This is a genomic window from Nonomuraea sp. NPDC052129, from assembly GCF_040680095.1.
Classification (GTDB): domain Bacteria; phylum Actinomycetota; class Actinomycetes; order Streptosporangiales; family Streptosporangiaceae; genus Nonomuraea.
This window is the reverse complement of record NZ_JBFAVX010000009.1, coordinates 80102-95461: the sequence shown is the minus strand read 5'-3', so window position 1 is coordinate 95461 and position 15360 is coordinate 80102. Positions and strand designations below refer to the sequence as shown.

Sequence of the window (15360 nt, the reverse complement as noted above, 5' to 3'; positions counted from 1 at the left end):
GCCGCGCGGCCGACGAACCGCAGGGGGAGGTGACGCTGGTGAGAGACCGTGGATGGCTCCTGGCAGTGACGGCACTGTGGATTCTGCTCGGCCTGCTCCCGCTGGCGCTGCTGACGTCGTCCAGCATCACGCTGTCGGCGGACGCCGTCGGCGACGAGGTCGGCGACCGGGTGCGGACCACCGCCTCGGTCAGCCGGGTCGTGGTGGAGCAGCAGCTCGGCTCGCTCAAGCAGCTCGTCAGCGCGTTCGCCCAGCAGCCCGCGGTACGCGCCGCGGCGACCTCCGGGAAGCCGGCCGGCCGCGACACCATGATCGGGTTCCGCGAGGAGCTGGCCAGGATGCGCGCCGGAGTCGGCGGCGTGATCGTGATCGGGCCGCGCGGCGACATCGCCGGCGCCGAGCCGACGAGCGTGCTGCCCCAGGACGTGAGCAGTACCGACTGGTACGTCTCCGTCCGCGACCGCCCGCAGCCGTACGTCTCCCAGGCGTACACGCCCACGATGCGCGGCGTGTCCAGGGCCGTCGCGGCGGCCGCGGCGATCCCGAGCGCCGACGGCAAGAGCGTGCTGGGCGTCCTGGCCGTCGTCTACAGTCTGGACGCCATCCAGGACTTCGCGTCGCAGGCCGCCGAGGCGCAGGGGATCCGGCTGCTGATCACCGACCAGTCGGGCGTGCTCGTCGCCGATCCCGGCAGGAAGCTCTACGCCCTCACCTCCCTGCGCGAGGACCCCAGGGTGGACGCGGCGCTGGCCGGCCGTACCCTCTTCACCACCCACCAGGGCCCCGACGGCAAGGTGCTGTCGGCGTCGGAGCCCATCCCCGACGTCGGCTGGACGGTCACCGCCGAGGTGCCCGCCGACACGGCGCTCGCCTCCGCCGAGCAGCTCCGGGTACGGGTGCTGTCGATCGCCGCCGTCCTGGCGTTGCTGATCCTCATCGGGCTGGGCCTGCAGATCCACACCACGCGCGGCCGGCGCCGGGCGCAGCGGACACTCGCCCGGTACGCGGCCGAGCTGGCCGCCGCCCGGGACGAGGCGGTGAGCGCGTCCGGCGCCAAGTCCGAGTTCCTCGCCAAGATCAGCCACGAGATCCGCACCCCGATCAACGGCGTGCTCGGCATGAACTCCCTGCTGCTGGAGACCCGGCTCGACGGCGAGCAGCGCCACTACGCGAGCACAGCCCAGGAGTCCGCGCGGGGCCTGCTCCGGCTGCTCGACGACTTCCTCGACCTGTCGAAGATCGAGGCGGGGCATCTGCAGGTGGAGTCGGTGCCGTTCGACCTGCCCCGGCTCTGCGACGAGGTGGTGGCCCCGTTCGCGCCGCACGCCTACCAGCAGGGACTCTGGCTCACCTCGCGGCTCGGCGACAGCCTGCCTCAACAGGTGATCGGCGATCCGGTACGGCTCGGGCAGGTGCTCACCAACGTCGTCGGCAACGCGCTGAAGTTCACCGTCCAGGGCGGCGTCGACTTGGAGGTGACCCTCGACGAGGGCGGTCCCGGGGATGATCGGGTCGCGCTGCGGTTCACGGTGACCGACACCGGTGTGGGCGTCGGGCAGGGAGATCTTGAGCGGGTCTTCGGCATCTTCCGCCAGGTCGATTCCCCGATCACCCAGCGGACCGGCGGCAGCGGCCTCGGCCTGGCCATCAGCAGGCAGCTCACCGAGCTGATGGGCGGCGAGATCGGGCTGGACAGCGTCGAGGGGGTGGGCAGCCGTTTCTGGGTCACGTTGCCGGTGGACGTACTGACCTGGTCGGCCCCGGCCGCGCCCGAGGTGCGCGGACGGCGAGTGCTCGTCGCCGACGCCCGGCCCGAGGACCTCGCGCTGGCCGGCCGCATCCTGGACGACGCCGGGCTGGTGGTGGAGACGGTATCCGACGGCCCGACCGCGCTGACCGCCCTGCGGACCGCCGCCGCAGCGGACCGGCCGTTCGACCTGGTGGTGATCGACCTCGACCTGTGCGCCACGAACGCCGATTCCACGCTGACCGATGGGGTGCTGACCGGCGGGGTGTCGACCGACGGAGTGCTGTCCGATCCGTTGCTTCGTGACGCCGGCGTCATCGTGCTCGTCACGCCGGGGCGGCCGGGGCGCTCCTGGCCGATCTCGGTGGCCGAGCGGATCGTGCAGTCGATGACCCGCCCGCTCAGCCGCCGCCGCTTGCTCGCCGCCGTGGAGAACGCGCTGGCCCCTGCGCAGGGCTCGGCGCTGGTCCCCGGGTCGGCCCACGCGCTGGCCTCCGCGCACGGCGCGGCGCTGGACCCCGCGACCGGTGCGACCGAGGCGCCGGGCGCCGGTGTGGCGCCGGTCCGGATCCTGGTGGCCGAGGACGATGAGGTGAGCCGCCAGGTGGCCGTGGTCGTCCTGCGGAAGGCGGGCCACCACGTCGACTCCGTCGCCGACGGGAGGCAAGCCGTGGCGGCGGTGCTCTCGGGCGGGTACGACCTGGTCTTCATGGACTGCCAGTTGCCGGTGCTCGACGGCCTGGCCGCGACCGCCGAGATCAGGCGGCGCGAGGAGCCGCGTACGCCGATCATCGCGATGACCGCGGCGGCGATGCCGGACGACCGGCTCCGATGCCTGGAGGCGGGCATGGACGACCACCTCGCCAAGCCCGTGGACTGGCAGTACGTCCTGACCCAGGTACCGCTGTGGGCCGCCGCGCCGGGGCTCCCGCCGGAGCTGGCGGGACTGTCGCGGGCGGAGATCACGGCGATCGCCGAAGCGTTCCGCTCGACGGCCATGGAGGTCTATGACGAGCTCTTCCAGGCAGTACACGGGGAAGACCTGGCCCGCGCCGCCTCGCTCGCGCACCGCTTGAGGGGCGGCTGCGCGACCGTCGGGCTCACCGACGCGGCCGAGGTGTGCGAGCGGGTCGAGGCATCGGCCATGCGCGGCGTCGCCGAACGGGAATTGGCGGATCGGCTGGGCGGTTTATTGCGCGCACAAATTAACTGCGGCGACGGATTTATTAACTTGTGAGTAATTTTGTAGCACTAAGGTGCTTATGTCCGTAAATTAACGTGTTTGTAATGGGGGAGCGCAAATGGCGGATCCAACCGAGGAGCCCAGTCCCACGGGCACTCCCAGCCCCACCGCGTCGGACACCCCAACACCCACGCCTACGGACACGCCGACTCCGACCCCGACCCCGACGGACACGGCGACCCCGACTCCCACGCCGACCCCGACCCCGACTCCCACGCCGACCCCGACTCCCACGCCGACTCCGACGGATGCCTCCACATCCACTCCGCCGAGTACCCCCACGCCGTCGAGCCCGACGCCAAGCGCCCCTGCGTACACGCCGATCCCCACGCCGAGACCCTCCCCGACGTACACGCCAACCCCAACCCACCGGCCTGGCGCGTCGGACCGGGTGCAGATCGACTGGGCGTCCATTCGCGAGCTGGCCGGACTCTTCGACAAGCTGGGCGACGACGTCGTGGAACGCCGCCTGAACTCCTGGAAGCTGGGAGACACCTCCGGCCTGGTCGGCGGCGACGACGAGGGCCGCGATTTCGCCGAGTGGTACCACGCCGGCTACACCGCCCTGACCCATCACATGGACGCCATCGCCGACAAGAACTTCACGACGGCCGGCAACCTCCGCGATTTCCGGAAACTCTGGCATTACCTGGAGCAGGACATCATCGCGACCCTGCCCGCGGCCCTGGACCTTCCCGACGCCCCGATCCCCGTGACCCCACCGGCCAGGGAAGGCGCCTGATGTTCGATCCGTTCCAGGCGCTCGCCTATTTCGCCCAGGTACACGTTCCTGTGGCAGATGTGTCCAACCTGCGGGCCCGCGCGACGGAGCTGCGCGAGTTCGCCAAGGCGATCGGCACGCTCGCGCAGCACACGGAGAGCGGGGTCGCGGGCGTGCTCAAGGCGAACGACAGCCGGTCGGTCGACCGCTTCGCGGACGTGTGGCCCGACCAGCTCGCCCCTCGCTACGCCGCCATGCGGGCGGCGCTGAACGAACTGGCCGACGGCTGCGACGACTACGCCGACGCGGTGGAGGAACACCGGGAACAGCTCAAGATCATCGGCACCCAGCTGGCCGCCATGGCGTTCACCATGATGTTCGGCTATCTCTACCCGGCGGCCAGGATCGCGGCCGAGGGCGTGTTCAAGTGGCTCGTGGCGCGGGCCAGGCTGGAGAAGACGATCTTCCAGAAGCTGATGAAGACCATCCTGGCCGCGAAGGTGGGCAAGTTCAACGTGGGCACGTACGCGGTGCGCGAAGGACTCGACGCCGTGGCCGACTCGGTCGTGTGGGCCACGGTGAAGACCGGCGTGCACGCGGCGAGCTCCGCCGCCACCGGCCAGCCGATGGGCAACCTGTGGGAGTACGCGGGCAAGCACTTCGTCGCCGAACTGGCCTATGACGGCGGTATCAAGGCCCTGCGCGACGTACGCAAGTTCATCCCGGCCACCAGGTTCACCGAGACCATGCTCGGCACCGGTCCCATGGGCAACTTCTTCCGGCGGACCACGTCGGCGGCGACCCTCTACGCGCTGGTCGCCAACGGGGACATGTCCGTCCAGGGATCGCTCCGATCCGCTTTGGCGCACGCCCCCCGGGCGTTCATCCTCCACCGATAAGGAGCCGGTATGACCATACCCAGGAGCGGCGATCCGGAGATCGACCGGGCGCTGGCGCAGCTCGCGGTACAGACGGCTCAGTTCGAGGAAGTGGGGCGCCGACTGGAGTCGGCCAGGGGGCGCGGTGTGGCGGCGGACGGGCAGGTGACGGTCGAGGTCCTGCCCAGCGGCGGGCTGGCGAGCGTGCACATCGCGCCGCGAGCGATGCGGCTGGGCTCCGAGGCGCTGTGCGAGGCCCTAATGGAGGCGGCCCGGCAGGCCGAGGATGACGTGACCGCCCAGACCTTCACCGCCACCCAGGCCCTTTTCGAGGAGCCCGGCCGCTGACGTCGCGGGGTCAAGGGCGGCCAGGTGGGGCCGCGATCGGGCTGTAGTGGAGGCTCGCCAGCAGGCGCCGGTCCCCGTCCTTGACCGAGATCTGGGTGACGCGGAAGCGCCCGTCGGCCGGTGTGCCCTGGAACGCGGCGCGCTGCGCCAGTATGCCGATGGCCACCGCCGTGTCGCCGTATTCCCGTACGGTGACGTCCGCCCAGCTCATCTCGTGCGTGACCATGCCGCCCCCGCGGTAGCGCGCCAGCCACTGGTCCTTGTTCAGGATGAAGCCGAGCGGTCCCACGAGGGTGAAGTCGGGTACGGCGAGCGCGTCGAGCGCTGCGGTGTCGCCGCGGCGCTCGGCCTCCATCCACTGCCTGCTGAGTTCGTCGAGTCGCTGGTCGATGGTCATGATCAGATCTCCTGTCTCTCCATGGGCTGGCCCTGGCGGTACATGCGCGGGGGCTTGTTGCCCGCCGCCTGCCCGCCGTCGATGGGCAAGGTCACTCCGGTGATGAACGACGACTGGTCGGAGCAGAGCCACACGACCGCCGCGGCCACCTCTTCTGACCGGCCGACGCGCCGCATGGGCGTCGACAGCCCGGCCAGGCGCTGCGCCTCCTCGCCCGCCGCCTCCAGGTGATGGGTGAGGATCGGACCGGGGGCGACCACGTTGACGCGGATGCCCTGGTCGGCGTAGTCGAGCGCGGCCACCTTCGTCAGTCCGATGATCCCGGCCTTGCCCGCCACGTACGCGCTCAGGCCCGCGTGGCCCTGGAGACCGGCGAGCGAGGCCATGTTGACGATCGACCCGCCCCCTGAGGCGAGCATGGCCCGGATCTGGTACTTCATGCCGAGGAAGGTGCCGCGCACGTTCGTGCGGATGCCCCGGTCGAACTCGTCGGGATCGATGTCGGCCAGCGGCGCGGGCATCGGCCCGTCAGTGGCGTTGTTGAAGGCCGCGTCCAGCCGGCCGAAGGTCTCCAGCGCCCGCTGGACCAGCCGCTCGCTCGACGCCGCGTCACCGACGTCAAGGGACACGGCCAGCGCTTGCCCGCCGTCGAAGCGGATGTCCGCGGCGACCTGTTCGACCGCCTGCGTGTCGCGGGCGCCGAGCACCACGGCGGCGCCGGCCTGGGCCAGGGCCTGGGCGGTGACGGCGCCGATGCCGCGGCTGGCCCCCGCCACGACCGCGACCTTGCCATTGAGGGAAGGGTTTGGCTGCATGTCTTTGACGATAGATATCGAAGCATTAGATGTCAAACGATTAGATGGCGCTGCTAAACTTGGCGGCATGATGCCACCCTTCCGGCCACCGATCGGCCTGCTGCTCACCAACACCGCCAGGACCGTGAGCCGGGCCTTCGACGACGCGCTCGCCTCCGTCGGCGGGTCGGCCCCGGTCTGGCAGATCCTCATCTCGATCAAGTCCCGGCAGCTGGGCAACCAGCGCGAGCTCGCCGAGGCAGTGGGCATCCAGGGGGCGACGCTGACCCACCACCTCAACGCGATGGAGAGCGGCGGCCTGCTGACCCGCCGCCGGGACCCCGCCAACCGGCGCGTCCACGTGGTCGAGTTGACCGAGGAGGGGGAGCGGTTGTTCCACCGGCTGCGTGAGGTGGCGATGGCCTTCGACATCCGCCTGCGCACGGGGCTCAGCGAGGAGCAGACCGCCTCGTTCGAGGAGATTCTCACCCAGCTAGCGCAGAACATCCGCGACTAGACAGGCGGTCGGACCGGGCTCAGCCTGCGGGTTTCGGCCGATCCACGTCGGGAAGCATGGCCCACGGCCCCCGCCCGCGGGAGGTGGAGACGTATGCGCATCGAGGTGACGCCTGACGGTCCCTACGTGGTGACCGGATCGGTCCCCATGACCAGGCAGGTCATCGGCGCCGATGCGATGGGCCAGTCGATGGAGTGAGTCCAGGGCGAGGACTACCCTGACCCCGGTTCGACTTCACCTCCGCGGCCTGGGGAGGATGGGTTTCATGAACACACGATCTATCGGCCAGACCCGTGTCGGCGCCATCGGGCTCGGCGCCATGCCCATGTCCGTAGCGGGGCACATGCCCGACGAAGCCCAGTCGATCAAGACCATCCACGCGGCGCTCGACGCGGGAGTCACCCTCATCGACACCGCCGACGCCTACACGCCGTCGGCCGACCAGGTGGGTCACAACGAGCGGATCGTGGCCAAGGCCCTGGCCAGCTGGAGCGGGGACACCGGCGACGTGCTCGTGGCCACCAAGGGCGGTCACACCCGGGTGGAGGGCGGCGGGTGGCAGGTCAATGGCCGGCCGGACTACCTGGCCGAGGCGTGCGAGCGCTCCTTGAAGGCGCTGGGGGTGGAGGCGATCGGGCTCTATCAGCATCACCGGCCCGACCCCGCCGTGCCGTACGAGGAGACGCTCGGCGGCCTGCGTGACCTGCTCGACGCGGGGAAGATCCTGATGGCGGGCATCTCCAACGCCAACCCGGAACAGATCAGGCTCGCCCACGAGATCCTGGGCGGCCGGCTGGCCAGTGTGCAGAACGAGTACTCGCCGAAGTTCCGGTCCAGCGAGCCGGAGATCGACGTGTGCGCGGAGCTCGGGGTGGCGTTCCTGCCGTGGTCGCCGCTGGGCGGCATCAGCTCGGCGGGGGAGCTCGGCGGCAAGCACGCGGCGTTCGGCACGGTGGCGGCGGCGCGGGGCGTGTCGCCGCAGCAGGTCTGCCTGGCCTGGGAGCTGGCGCGCAGCCCGGTGGTGATCCCCATCCCCGGGGCGAGCAGGCCGGAGAGCATCGTCGACTCGGCCGCCGCGGCCGACCTCGTCCTCACCGCTGAAGAGCTGTCCCTGCTTTCTTAACTGGACGCTTTCATAGCTGGACGCTTTCTTAGTCCTACTGCAGGTGGGCTGGGGCCGGCTGGTCGGCCGGCTCCAGCCCGCGCAGCTCGGCCAGGGTCTCATCGGCCCAGGCGAGCGCCGAACGGCCCTGTGTGAGGCCGAGATTGAGCGCGTACCGGCCGAGCCTCGACCCGTCCTCGGGTTTGCACTCCAGGACGGCCAGCCGCTGCTGGAACCCCGCCCTGATGCGCTCGACCACCGCGATGGCCGACTCCCTGTCGAGCAGCGGAAGCAGGAACGCCTGGAGGGCCACCTCGCTGCGTATTGCACCGACCGGTTCGTGCTCGACCAGCCAGGAGCGCACCTGCTCCGCGCCCTCGGGCGTGATCGCGTACATCTTCCGTCCGCGCGCCCCCTCCGACTCGACCGCCACCAGTCCGTCGGCGGCCATCTTCACCAGCTCCGGGTAAATCTGCGTGTGCCCGGCCTGCCAGACGTGATTGAGCGACCGCTCGAAGGATTTCGCCAGGTCGTAGCCGCTGGCCGGCCCCCTGGCGTCGAGGAGCCCGAGCAGCGCGATCCGTAGGGACATGTCGGCAAGCATACCAATGGGTTGACATGTCAATCCTTACATGTCACTCTCCACACGTGAATATTGACACGAAGCGCAGAGGCGATGGCCTCCTGCTGGTCGCCGTGCTCGGCGGCATGTTCTTGGGAATGCTCGACCAGACGATCGTTGGTACGGCCCTGCCGCGGATCATCACGGAGCTGGGCGGCGTCGATCTCTACACCTGGGTCGTCACGGCCTACCTGCTGACCTCGACCGTGACCGTGCCCCTCTATGGAAGGCTGTCGGACCAGCACGGCAGGAAGCCGCTGCTGTTGATCGGCATGTCCGTGTTCCTCCTGGGCTCGGCGTTGTGCGGGGTGGCGCAGGACATGACGCAGCTCATCCTGTTCCGCGCGTTGCAGGGCTTGGGCGCGGGCGCGCTGCTGCCGCTGTCGATCGCCCTGGTGCTCGAACTGTTCCCGCCGGAGAAGGGCGGGGCGCGGGTGCAGGGCGCGATGGGCGGGGTGATGGCGCTCAGCTACCTCGCCGGGCCGTTCCTGGGCGGGCTCTTCACCGACCATGCGAGCTGGCGCTGGGCCTTTTATGTGAACGTGCCGATCGGCCTGGTGCTGATCGCGATCATCGTGCTGCGCCTGCCGCGCCAGCCGGGACATGGTGGCGGGCGGCCTGACTACCTGGGCATCGGGGTCTTCACGGTGGGCATCAGCGCGCTGCTCATCGGCCTGACCGAGAAGGGGCTCGACGGCCACACGTGGACCAGCGTGCCGGTGATCGGGCCGATCGTGCTGGCTCTGGTGTCGCTCGTGGTGTTCGTGGTGGTGGAGATGCGGGCCGAGGCGCCCATCATGCCCATGCACCTGTTCCGGAACCGTACGTACACGCTGGTCAACGTGACCTCCTTCTTCACCGCCTTCTGCATGTTCGCCGGTGTGGTGTTCCTGCCGCGTTACTTCCAGGAGGCGCTCGGCGCCAGCGCCACCGAGTCGGGGCTGCGGATCTACCCGCTGACCCTGGCCATGGTGGTGGGCAGCATGGTCGTGGGCGCGCTGATCAGCCGGACGCGCGTCTACAAGCCGTGGCTGGTGGCGGCGCCGTTCCTGCTGGTCGTGGGCACGCTGCTGTGCGCCGGTCTGACGCTGGACACGCCGCCCTGGGTGCTCGTCGGGTGGATGGCGCTGATCGGTCTCGGCATGGGCCCGATGCTCTCCGGCCTGACCGTGGCCGTGCGGGACTCGGTGCCGCCCCAGTACATGGGTACGGCCTCGGCCAACCTGACGTTCTTCCGCCAGATCGGCGGCTCGGTCGCCCTGGCGCTGGCCGGCACCGCCTACACCTCTGTCATCGCCACCGAGGCGCCGCTGCACGGACTGGCTGCCGCGCACGCCTCGGCCGCGGCCCTGGTCATCCCCTCGCTGGGTGTCGCGGGCGCCCTCGTGGCGCTGGTGGCCCTGATCGCCATGCCCGGTGCGCGGATCGACCGGGAAACGCCCCAGTCCAAGGTCGAGGCCAGTTTCGCGTCCTGAGCGCCGTCATGGGAAGCTGGTTCTTGTCCCCAACACCAGGAGGTCCTCATGGCGGAAACACCGGAGCCGGAAGTCGACGAAACTCCCGAGGACGAGATGAAGCGCAAGTTCCGCGAGGCGCTGGAGCGCAAGCGTAACCAGCATGCCGACTCGAGCGCGGGTGGCAGGGGCAACGACCCTTCCAAGATTCACGGCGCTCACGGGCCCGCCGCCAGCAAGCGTTCTTTCAGGCGGAAGAGCGGCGGTTGACCTGAGCTTTTCTGGGGGTACGGCATGCCGTACCCCCTTTTTTCTTGACCTCCTAGGTAGATCTTCGCCCGTTTCATGGCCTTATGTTTGCCTTTGTCCGGTTCGGTACCTATAGTTCATGGAGTTACCAGCCGGTGACTTTGGGGCTTCAACAGGGGAGTACCAACCGGCAGGCGCCGAATCCCGCTCGCGGGAACCGGGGAACCAAACGTTCCTTAGGGGTGAATCCGACCGCGGTCGGTAGGGCATCTCCACGTCCGAACCCGTCAGCTAACCCGGTAGGCGAGATGGAGAGGACACCTACCGCATGCGTTACCCCCGCGTCGTGCCGCCAGCCCGCGTGTTGTCGTCCGCTGACTGACCGGCACCTTCCCCCCGCTCTTCCACGCTCCGCGTAGCGCCCGTTTGGCGTTTTGCCCGGCTACGCACACCTTTCGCGAGCGCAATCCCCTTGTTCCCGTATAAAGGACTTTGCTACTCCATGTCTGTTCGATCTGCCATGCTCACCGCCGCCGTCGTCGGTGCGATCTCCATCGGCGCAGGCACCGCCGCACACGCCGATTCCGGCAGTGACAAGAAGGTCCTGCTCAAGGGCAAGACCACCGCGTCCTACTTCTGGGACGACTCCTCCGGCCGCGCCGGGGACACCGGGCTGCCGGCCAGCGGCAAGCCCATGCAGAAGGGGCTCGCCGCCAGCCCGAGCTGGCCGCTCATGACCGAGGGCTACGTCGTCTACAAGGGCAAGAAGATGCCCTTCTTCGTCGGCGACCGCGGCCCGGGCGTGCCGTCCTCCAGCGGCGTCATGCTCGACCTCGACGCCAAGACCTTCGCCGCCCTGACCGGTGGCCGCTTCAACTCCAGCACGCTGGGCGTGGACGGCAACGGTGGCGCGGGCCACATCAAGATCGACTATGTCATCACCAAGTGGGGTAGCGGCCCGGGCAAGAAGAACTACCCGCAGCCCTTCTCCACCGGTGCGTACGCCGTCGTGGACCACAACCCCGCCAAGCCCCCGAAGATCGTGGCCGAGGGTGACAAGCCCGCCGCGGTCAAGCCCGCTCCCGCCAAGGCTGTGCCGGTGGCCGCCAAGAAGGCCGACAAGGCTGAAGAGAAGGTTGTCGAGTCGAACGCCATCGGTGGCGCCGCCGCGGCGGTCGCGCTGGCGATGTTCGGCGGCTCGACGGTCGGCCGCGACCGGATCCGCAAGCTCGTCCGGCGCTGACGGCCGTCAGGTCCGAAGACGGTCTTGCTGACGGCCGTCAGGTCCGGAGCCGACGGCCTTGATGGTCGTCTATTTCGGAGCTGACGGTCTTTGCGTCGCGGGAAACAGAATGTCATTCTGACCTCGTGACCACGCTTGCAGCCGCAAACGGCATCGAGATCGCGTACGAGACCTTCGGCTCACCCGGCGGACGTCCCCTGCTCCTCATCATGGGGCTCGGCGCCCAGCTCATCCACTGGGACGACGAGCTCTGCGAGCTCCTGGCGGAGCAGGGCCATCACGTCGTCAGATTCGACAACCGTGACTCCGGACTCTCCACGCACCTGCACGACGAGGGCGTTCCCACACTGGGGACGTCCTCTTCGTATCTGCTGGACGACATGGCCGACGACGCGGCCGGGCTGATGGACGTCCTCGGCTGGCCCGCCGCCCACGTCGTGGGCGCCTCGATGGGCGGGATGATCGCCCAGACGCTCGCCATCCGGCACCCCGAGCGGGTGCTGACCCTTACCTCGATCATGTCGACTCCCGGCCCGGACGTGGCCCCGCCCACGCCGGAGGCCAGCGCGGTGCTGCTCGCCGCGCCCCCGACCGATCGGGACGCCGTGCTCGCCCAGTCTTTGAGGACCTGGGCGGTGATCGGCTCGCCCGGCTTCGACATGGACCGGGAACGCATCCTCCGGCTGTCCGGCCAGGCGTACGACCGGTGCTTCGACCCGCCGGGCACGACCCGGCAGCTGGCCGCGATCATGGCCTCCGGTGACCGCACGGAGCGGCTCGGCACGCTGGGGATCCCCGCCCTGGTCATCCACGGCGAGGCCGACGCTCTCGTCCCGGTCGCCGCCGGCCACGCCACGGCGGCGGCGATTCCGGGCGCCACGCTGCTGACGTTCCCCGGTATGGGCCATGACCTGCCCCGGCCGCTCTGGCCGGACATCGTCGGCGCCATCACCAAGCTCACCACGAGCTGACGTAAGGGATCGGTGGAGGTCGGTGGCTCGTGTCCGCCGCGCCCGGACGCGAGCCACCGGATCTCTCAGACCTCCAGCTTCTCCTCGATCCCGCGGAGCTGGTGCCGGGCCAGCGCCAGGTTGGCCCGTGCCCGATCCAGTGCGAGATAGAGGAAGAGCCCCTTGCCGCCGCGGCCGGTGATCGGCCGGATGATGTGGTACTGGCCGCCGAGCGTGATCAGGATGTCCTCGATGGAGTCCTTGAGCCCCAGCGAGTCCATCGTGCGCAGCTTGGCCTTGACCACCTCCGTGTTCCCCGCCGCGGCGACCTGGAGATCCAGGTCCTTGGAGCCGCCGAGCGCCCCCAGCGCCATGCCGCTGCCGTGATCGACGATCACCGCGCCGATGGAGCCGTCGATCGTCATCATCTCCTTGAGAGAGACGTCCATGCTGGCCATGCCTTCCTCCGTTCAAGCTCAGTGAATCCGTGCTGAGATGGCGGCCACGCTGGCCGCCGTCTTGCGCCCCTCCAGCCGGAGCAGCCCGAGATTGGTGCCGGGCTCAGCCAGGACTGCGAGGACGATGGTGGGGCCCGCCGCGTAGAAGGCGGCGAAGCCGGCGGTGCCGGAGATGAGCGTCTCCTCCAGTACGCCCTGGCCGGTCATGATCGTCATTCGCCTGCTCAGCGCGAGCAGTGCCGCGGACAACGCGGCGACCTGCTCGCCACTGCCGTCGGCGTTGTCGCAGGCGATGCTCATGCCGTCGACCGTGCAGGCGACGCTCCCGCTGATGTCCGGAGTGCGCTCGCGCAGGAGAACCATCTCCCTGAGCACCTCTTCACGCAGCTCCACCGGTGGCCTCCTTTGCGGGCGGGGGAACCTCATGTCAGCTCCTCCAGTGCCTTCTTCAGGCGCATCAGCAGGGCCAGGTCCGTGGGGTCCGCCGTGACCGGCGGGCCGAGCGGCAGGCCCGGGGCGCGGGGATCGTGCGGCGGCCGTTGAGCGGCGGGCACGCGCCCCCGCTGCGGCAGCGCCCCCTGCCCGTCTCCGGCGGTCTTCGCCCTGTGCTCACCGGTCTTCGTCGCGCTCTCTTCCGGGGCGCGCGTGGTGGTGGTCGTCTCCACGGGCTGTGCCAGCAGCCCGGCCGCCGCCATCCTCCGTACGGCCAGCAGCACCGAATAGCCGGACCTGCCGATCCGCTTGGCCAGGTCGAGCGGTGTCGCCTCGGCCCCGGCCCCGGTGAGGACCTCCCACTGGACCGAGTCCAGAGTCACCCCGCTGCCCGGCAGCCACTGCGCCGGCCGTACCGGAGCCGTGTCCAACTGGGCGGACGGCCAGATCTGCGCGAGATAGGCGCGGCGGCGCGCGCACTCCCGCATCAGGCCCGCCACGTCGAAGAACCACTGCCCGCCCAGCCAGTGCTGCTCGCCCGGCCGGAACTTCGGCCGCGACCCGCCGGCCGGCAGCAGGAAGAACGCGGCGTCCAGGACGGCCCCGAGCACGCAGTACTGCAGCTCGCCCAGCGTGACGGGCCCCTCCTCCAGCAGGCGCGCGCAGCCCCCGTCGGCCTGCAGCCTGCGCAGCGCGGTCTCCGGCAGCCGCCCGCGTGCCGCCAGCAGCCGCTCGACGCCGGGCGTCTGGGCGCACTCCATGTACGTGACCCGGCCCTCGCTGAGGAAGATCGTCCCGGCCCGGCCCACGCGGAGGGCGCCCGTGGCCCGTTCACGGGCTAGACCGGCCAGAAGCGTGTCCAGCGGTGCCATGGCTCAGGTGAGCAATTGGCGGGAGATGTTCAGCAGGCGGTATCGCGCCAGGGCGAGATTCGACCGTTCCAGGTCGAGGCGCAGGTAAATGACGAGCGGCCCCTCGAATACCGTTTCGAGGAATCTCAGTAAATGATGGCCTTTGTCGGTAGTTACCAGCATGTCGTCGATACGAACAGTTTCACCCGGGCAGGAGCGGGCCAGGCCGTCCATGGTCGCGCGCAGCGTCTCCGTCAGGGCGGCGGCGGAGCTCTCGGCGTCCACGCCTTGCGGCGGTCCGCTGATAGCCACGGCCATGCCGCTCGTCTGGTCCACCAGCATCGCGTCCAGCGCCCCTGGTATCGCCATGACCTCGGTCAGGCAGTCATCCAGTCCCAGCACGTGACCCTCCCACGCCGTCATGAGGACGGGGACAGCGTAGGAGCGGCGGATGGCGGCCGGGTGATCGGATAAAGCGAGATATGTATGAGGTTAAAGATGTCTACGGCTAAGGGGGAGAAAAACCTAACCGCGACGGAGATTTCCTGATTGGGAGTATTGCTTGCGACATCTAAGAGTATCGCTCACATTATTCTTGGCCCAGCTCGCCAGTATCCAATGGATACTCTGGAGAATATGAAGATCCTTCTCTTTGGCGCGACCGGCATGGTCGGTCAGCGCATTGCCGCCGAGCTGGCGGCCCGCGGCCACGAGGTGACCGGTGTCAGCAGGTCGGGACCGGTCAAGGGAGATGTGCGCGACGCCGACACGCTGGGCCGCGGCCACGACGCGGTGATCTGCGCGATCGCGCCGCCCCGCGACGGGAGCGAGCCCGAGGGACCGTTCCTCGACGCCCATCGCGCCCTCATCGACGGCGTCCGCGCCGCCGGGGTCAGGCGGCTCGTCGTCGTCGGCGGCGCCGGCGGCCTGGAGGTGGCGCCCGGTGTCGACCTGGTCGACACGCCCGGCTTCCCGGAGATGTACAAGAAGGAAGCGCTGGCCCAGCGGAGCGCTCTCGGCCTCTATCGCGAGGTCGACGACCTCGACTGGACCTACGTCTCCCCGGCCGCGGAGATCGCGCCCGGAGAGCGCACCGGACACTTCCGTGTCGGCGGCGACCAGCTTCTCGCGGACGCCGAGGGCAACAGCCGCATCTCCGCCGAGGACTACGCGATCGCGATCGCCGACGAGGTGGAGAAGGGCGAGCACCCGCGCCGGCGCATCACGGTCGCCTACTGAACTCCGTCCGACTCCTCAAGGTCCGACTCCTCAAGGTCCGACTCCTCAAGGTCCGACTCCTCAAGGTCCGACTCCTCAAGGTCCGACTCCTCAAGGTCCGACTCCTCAAGGTCCG

General features: G+C 69.6%; 19 protein-coding genes and 1 riboswitch. Of the genes, 11 read left to right on the top strand and 8 right to left on the bottom strand.

Translation table 11 applies throughout. The annotated features are described in order from the left end of the window. Nucleotides 1-38: 38 nt before the first annotated feature. The 4 genes from AB0L53_RS21755 (at nt 39) to AB0L53_RS21740 (ending at nt 4937) form a co-directional block, all read left to right on the top strand. Nucleotides 39-2984 (top strand): response regulator, encoded by a 2946-nt coding sequence (locus AB0L53_RS21755; protein ID WP_363996493.1) that lies wholly within the window; start codon nt 39-41, stop codon nt 2982-2984. A 397-nt stretch (nt 2985-3381) separates the two neighbouring features. Next, on the top strand, nt 3382-3732 hold the full coding sequence (locus AB0L53_RS21750) for a hypothetical protein (protein WP_363996490.1): 351 nt from the start codon (nt 3382-3384) through the stop codon (nt 3730-3732). Continuing rightward, on the top strand, nt 3732-4610 hold the full coding sequence (locus AB0L53_RS21745) for a hypothetical protein (protein WP_363996487.1): 879 nt from the start codon (nt 3732-3734) through the stop codon (nt 4608-4610). Before AB0L53_RS21750 ends, AB0L53_RS21745 begins: the two co-directional genes overlap by 1 nt. A gap of 9 nt (nt 4611-4619) precedes the next feature. Beyond that, nucleotides 4620-4937, top strand: a complete 318-nt coding sequence (locus AB0L53_RS21740) for a YbaB/EbfC family nucleoid-associated protein (protein WP_225292275.1) — start codon at nt 4620-4622, stop codon at nt 4935-4937. A gap of 10 nt (nt 4938-4947) precedes the next feature. On the opposite strand, the gene AB0L53_RS21735 is transcribed toward AB0L53_RS21740, so the two are convergent. After that, nucleotides 4948-5334 (bottom strand): nuclear transport factor 2 family protein, encoded by a 387-nt coding sequence (locus AB0L53_RS21735; RefSeq protein WP_363996484.1) that lies wholly within the window; start codon nt 5332-5334, stop codon nt 4948-4950. A gap of 2 nt (nt 5335-5336) precedes the next feature. Next, nucleotides 5337-6149, bottom strand: coding sequence for a glucose 1-dehydrogenase (locus tag AB0L53_RS21730; protein ID WP_363996482.1), 813 nt, complete (start codon nt 6147-6149; stop codon nt 5337-5339). 67 nt (nt 6150-6216) lie between these two features. Here AB0L53_RS21730 and AB0L53_RS21725 point away from each other — a divergent pair, with 67 nt between their 5' ends. Continuing rightward, complete coding sequence (locus AB0L53_RS21725) at nt 6217-6645, top strand: MarR family winged helix-turn-helix transcriptional regulator (protein WP_363996479.1); 429 nt, start codon at nt 6217-6219, stop codon at nt 6643-6645. 265 nt (nt 6646-6910) lie between these two features. After that, nucleotides 6911-7768 carry an aldo/keto reductase gene (locus AB0L53_RS21720; RefSeq protein ID WP_363996476.1) on the top strand — a complete coding sequence of 286 codons (858 nt, stop codon included), beginning with the start codon at nt 6911-6913 and terminating at the stop codon, nt 7766-7768. A 34-nt stretch (nt 7769-7802) separates the two neighbouring features. On the opposite strand, the gene AB0L53_RS21715 is transcribed toward AB0L53_RS21720, so the two are convergent. After that, on the bottom strand, nt 7803-8339 hold the full coding sequence (locus AB0L53_RS21715) for a PadR family transcriptional regulator (RefSeq protein WP_363996473.1): 537 nt from the start codon (nt 8337-8339) through the stop codon (nt 7803-7805). A 56-nt stretch (nt 8340-8395) separates the two neighbouring features. Between AB0L53_RS21715 and AB0L53_RS21710 the strand changes: the two genes are divergently transcribed. From AB0L53_RS21710 to AB0L53_RS21695, 4 genes are all read left to right on the top strand, one after another. Beyond that, nucleotides 8396-9844: an MDR family MFS transporter gene (locus AB0L53_RS21710; protein ID WP_363996470.1), complete on the top strand. Its 1449-nt coding sequence runs from the start codon at nt 8396-8398 to the stop codon at nt 9842-9844. A 48-nt stretch (nt 9845-9892) separates the two neighbouring features. Next, nucleotides 9893-10093, top strand: a complete 201-nt coding sequence (locus tag AB0L53_RS21705; RefSeq protein ID WP_357644044.1) for a DUF5302 domain-containing protein — start codon at nt 9893-9895, stop codon at nt 10091-10093. A gap of 164 nt (nt 10094-10257) precedes the next feature. After that, nucleotides 10258-10393: riboswitch (cyclic di-AMP (ydaO/yuaA leader) on the top strand. A 181-nt stretch (nt 10394-10574) separates the two neighbouring features. Continuing rightward, entirely contained in the window at nt 10575-11315 is a 741-nt protein-coding gene (locus tag AB0L53_RS21700) for a hypothetical protein (protein ID WP_363996466.1), read from the top strand. A gap of 125 nt (nt 11316-11440) precedes the next feature. Then, nucleotides 11441-12286 carry an alpha/beta hydrolase gene (locus AB0L53_RS21695; protein WP_363996463.1) on the top strand — a complete coding sequence of 282 codons (846 nt, stop codon included), beginning with the start codon at nt 11441-11443 and terminating at the stop codon, nt 12284-12286. Between the two features lie 65 nt (nt 12287-12351). On the opposite strand, the gene AB0L53_RS21690 is transcribed toward AB0L53_RS21695, so the two are convergent. From AB0L53_RS21690 to AB0L53_RS21675, 4 genes are read right to left on the bottom strand one after another with little or no spacing between them, the layout of a single operon-like run. Then, the gene (locus tag AB0L53_RS21690) at nt 12352-12723 is read right to left on the bottom strand and encodes a hypothetical protein (RefSeq protein WP_358428372.1); all 372 of its coding nucleotides are present in this window, start codon (nt 12721-12723) and stop codon (nt 12352-12354) included. 18 nt (nt 12724-12741) lie between these two features. Continuing rightward, the gene (locus tag AB0L53_RS21685; RefSeq protein ID WP_225292286.1) at nt 12742-13116 is read right to left on the bottom strand and encodes a roadblock/LC7 domain-containing protein; all 375 of its coding nucleotides are present in this window, start codon (nt 13114-13116) and stop codon (nt 12742-12744) included. 29 nt (nt 13117-13145) lie between these two features. Beyond that, nucleotides 13146-14027, bottom strand: a complete 882-nt coding sequence (locus AB0L53_RS21680) for a hypothetical protein (protein ID WP_363996458.1) — start codon at nt 14025-14027, stop codon at nt 13146-13148. Between the two features lie 3 nt (nt 14028-14030). Continuing rightward, nucleotides 14031-14408, bottom strand: coding sequence for a roadblock/LC7 domain-containing protein (locus AB0L53_RS21675; RefSeq protein ID WP_357956153.1), 378 nt, complete (start codon nt 14406-14408; stop codon nt 14031-14033). 234 nt (nt 14409-14642) lie between these two features. Between AB0L53_RS21675 and AB0L53_RS21670 the strand changes: the two genes are divergently transcribed. Beyond that, a complete protein-coding gene (locus AB0L53_RS21670) occupies nt 14643-15245 on the top strand; it encodes an NAD(P)-dependent oxidoreductase (RefSeq protein WP_363996455.1) in 603 nt (200 codons plus the stop codon). Here the strand turns inward: AB0L53_RS21670 and AB0L53_RS21665 are convergent. Continuing rightward, nucleotides 15239-15360: pentapeptide repeat-containing protein (locus AB0L53_RS21665; RefSeq protein ID WP_363997042.1), on the bottom strand; the 122-nt coding region annotated here is incomplete at its 5' end. The genes AB0L53_RS21670 and AB0L53_RS21665 overlap by 7 nt on opposite strands.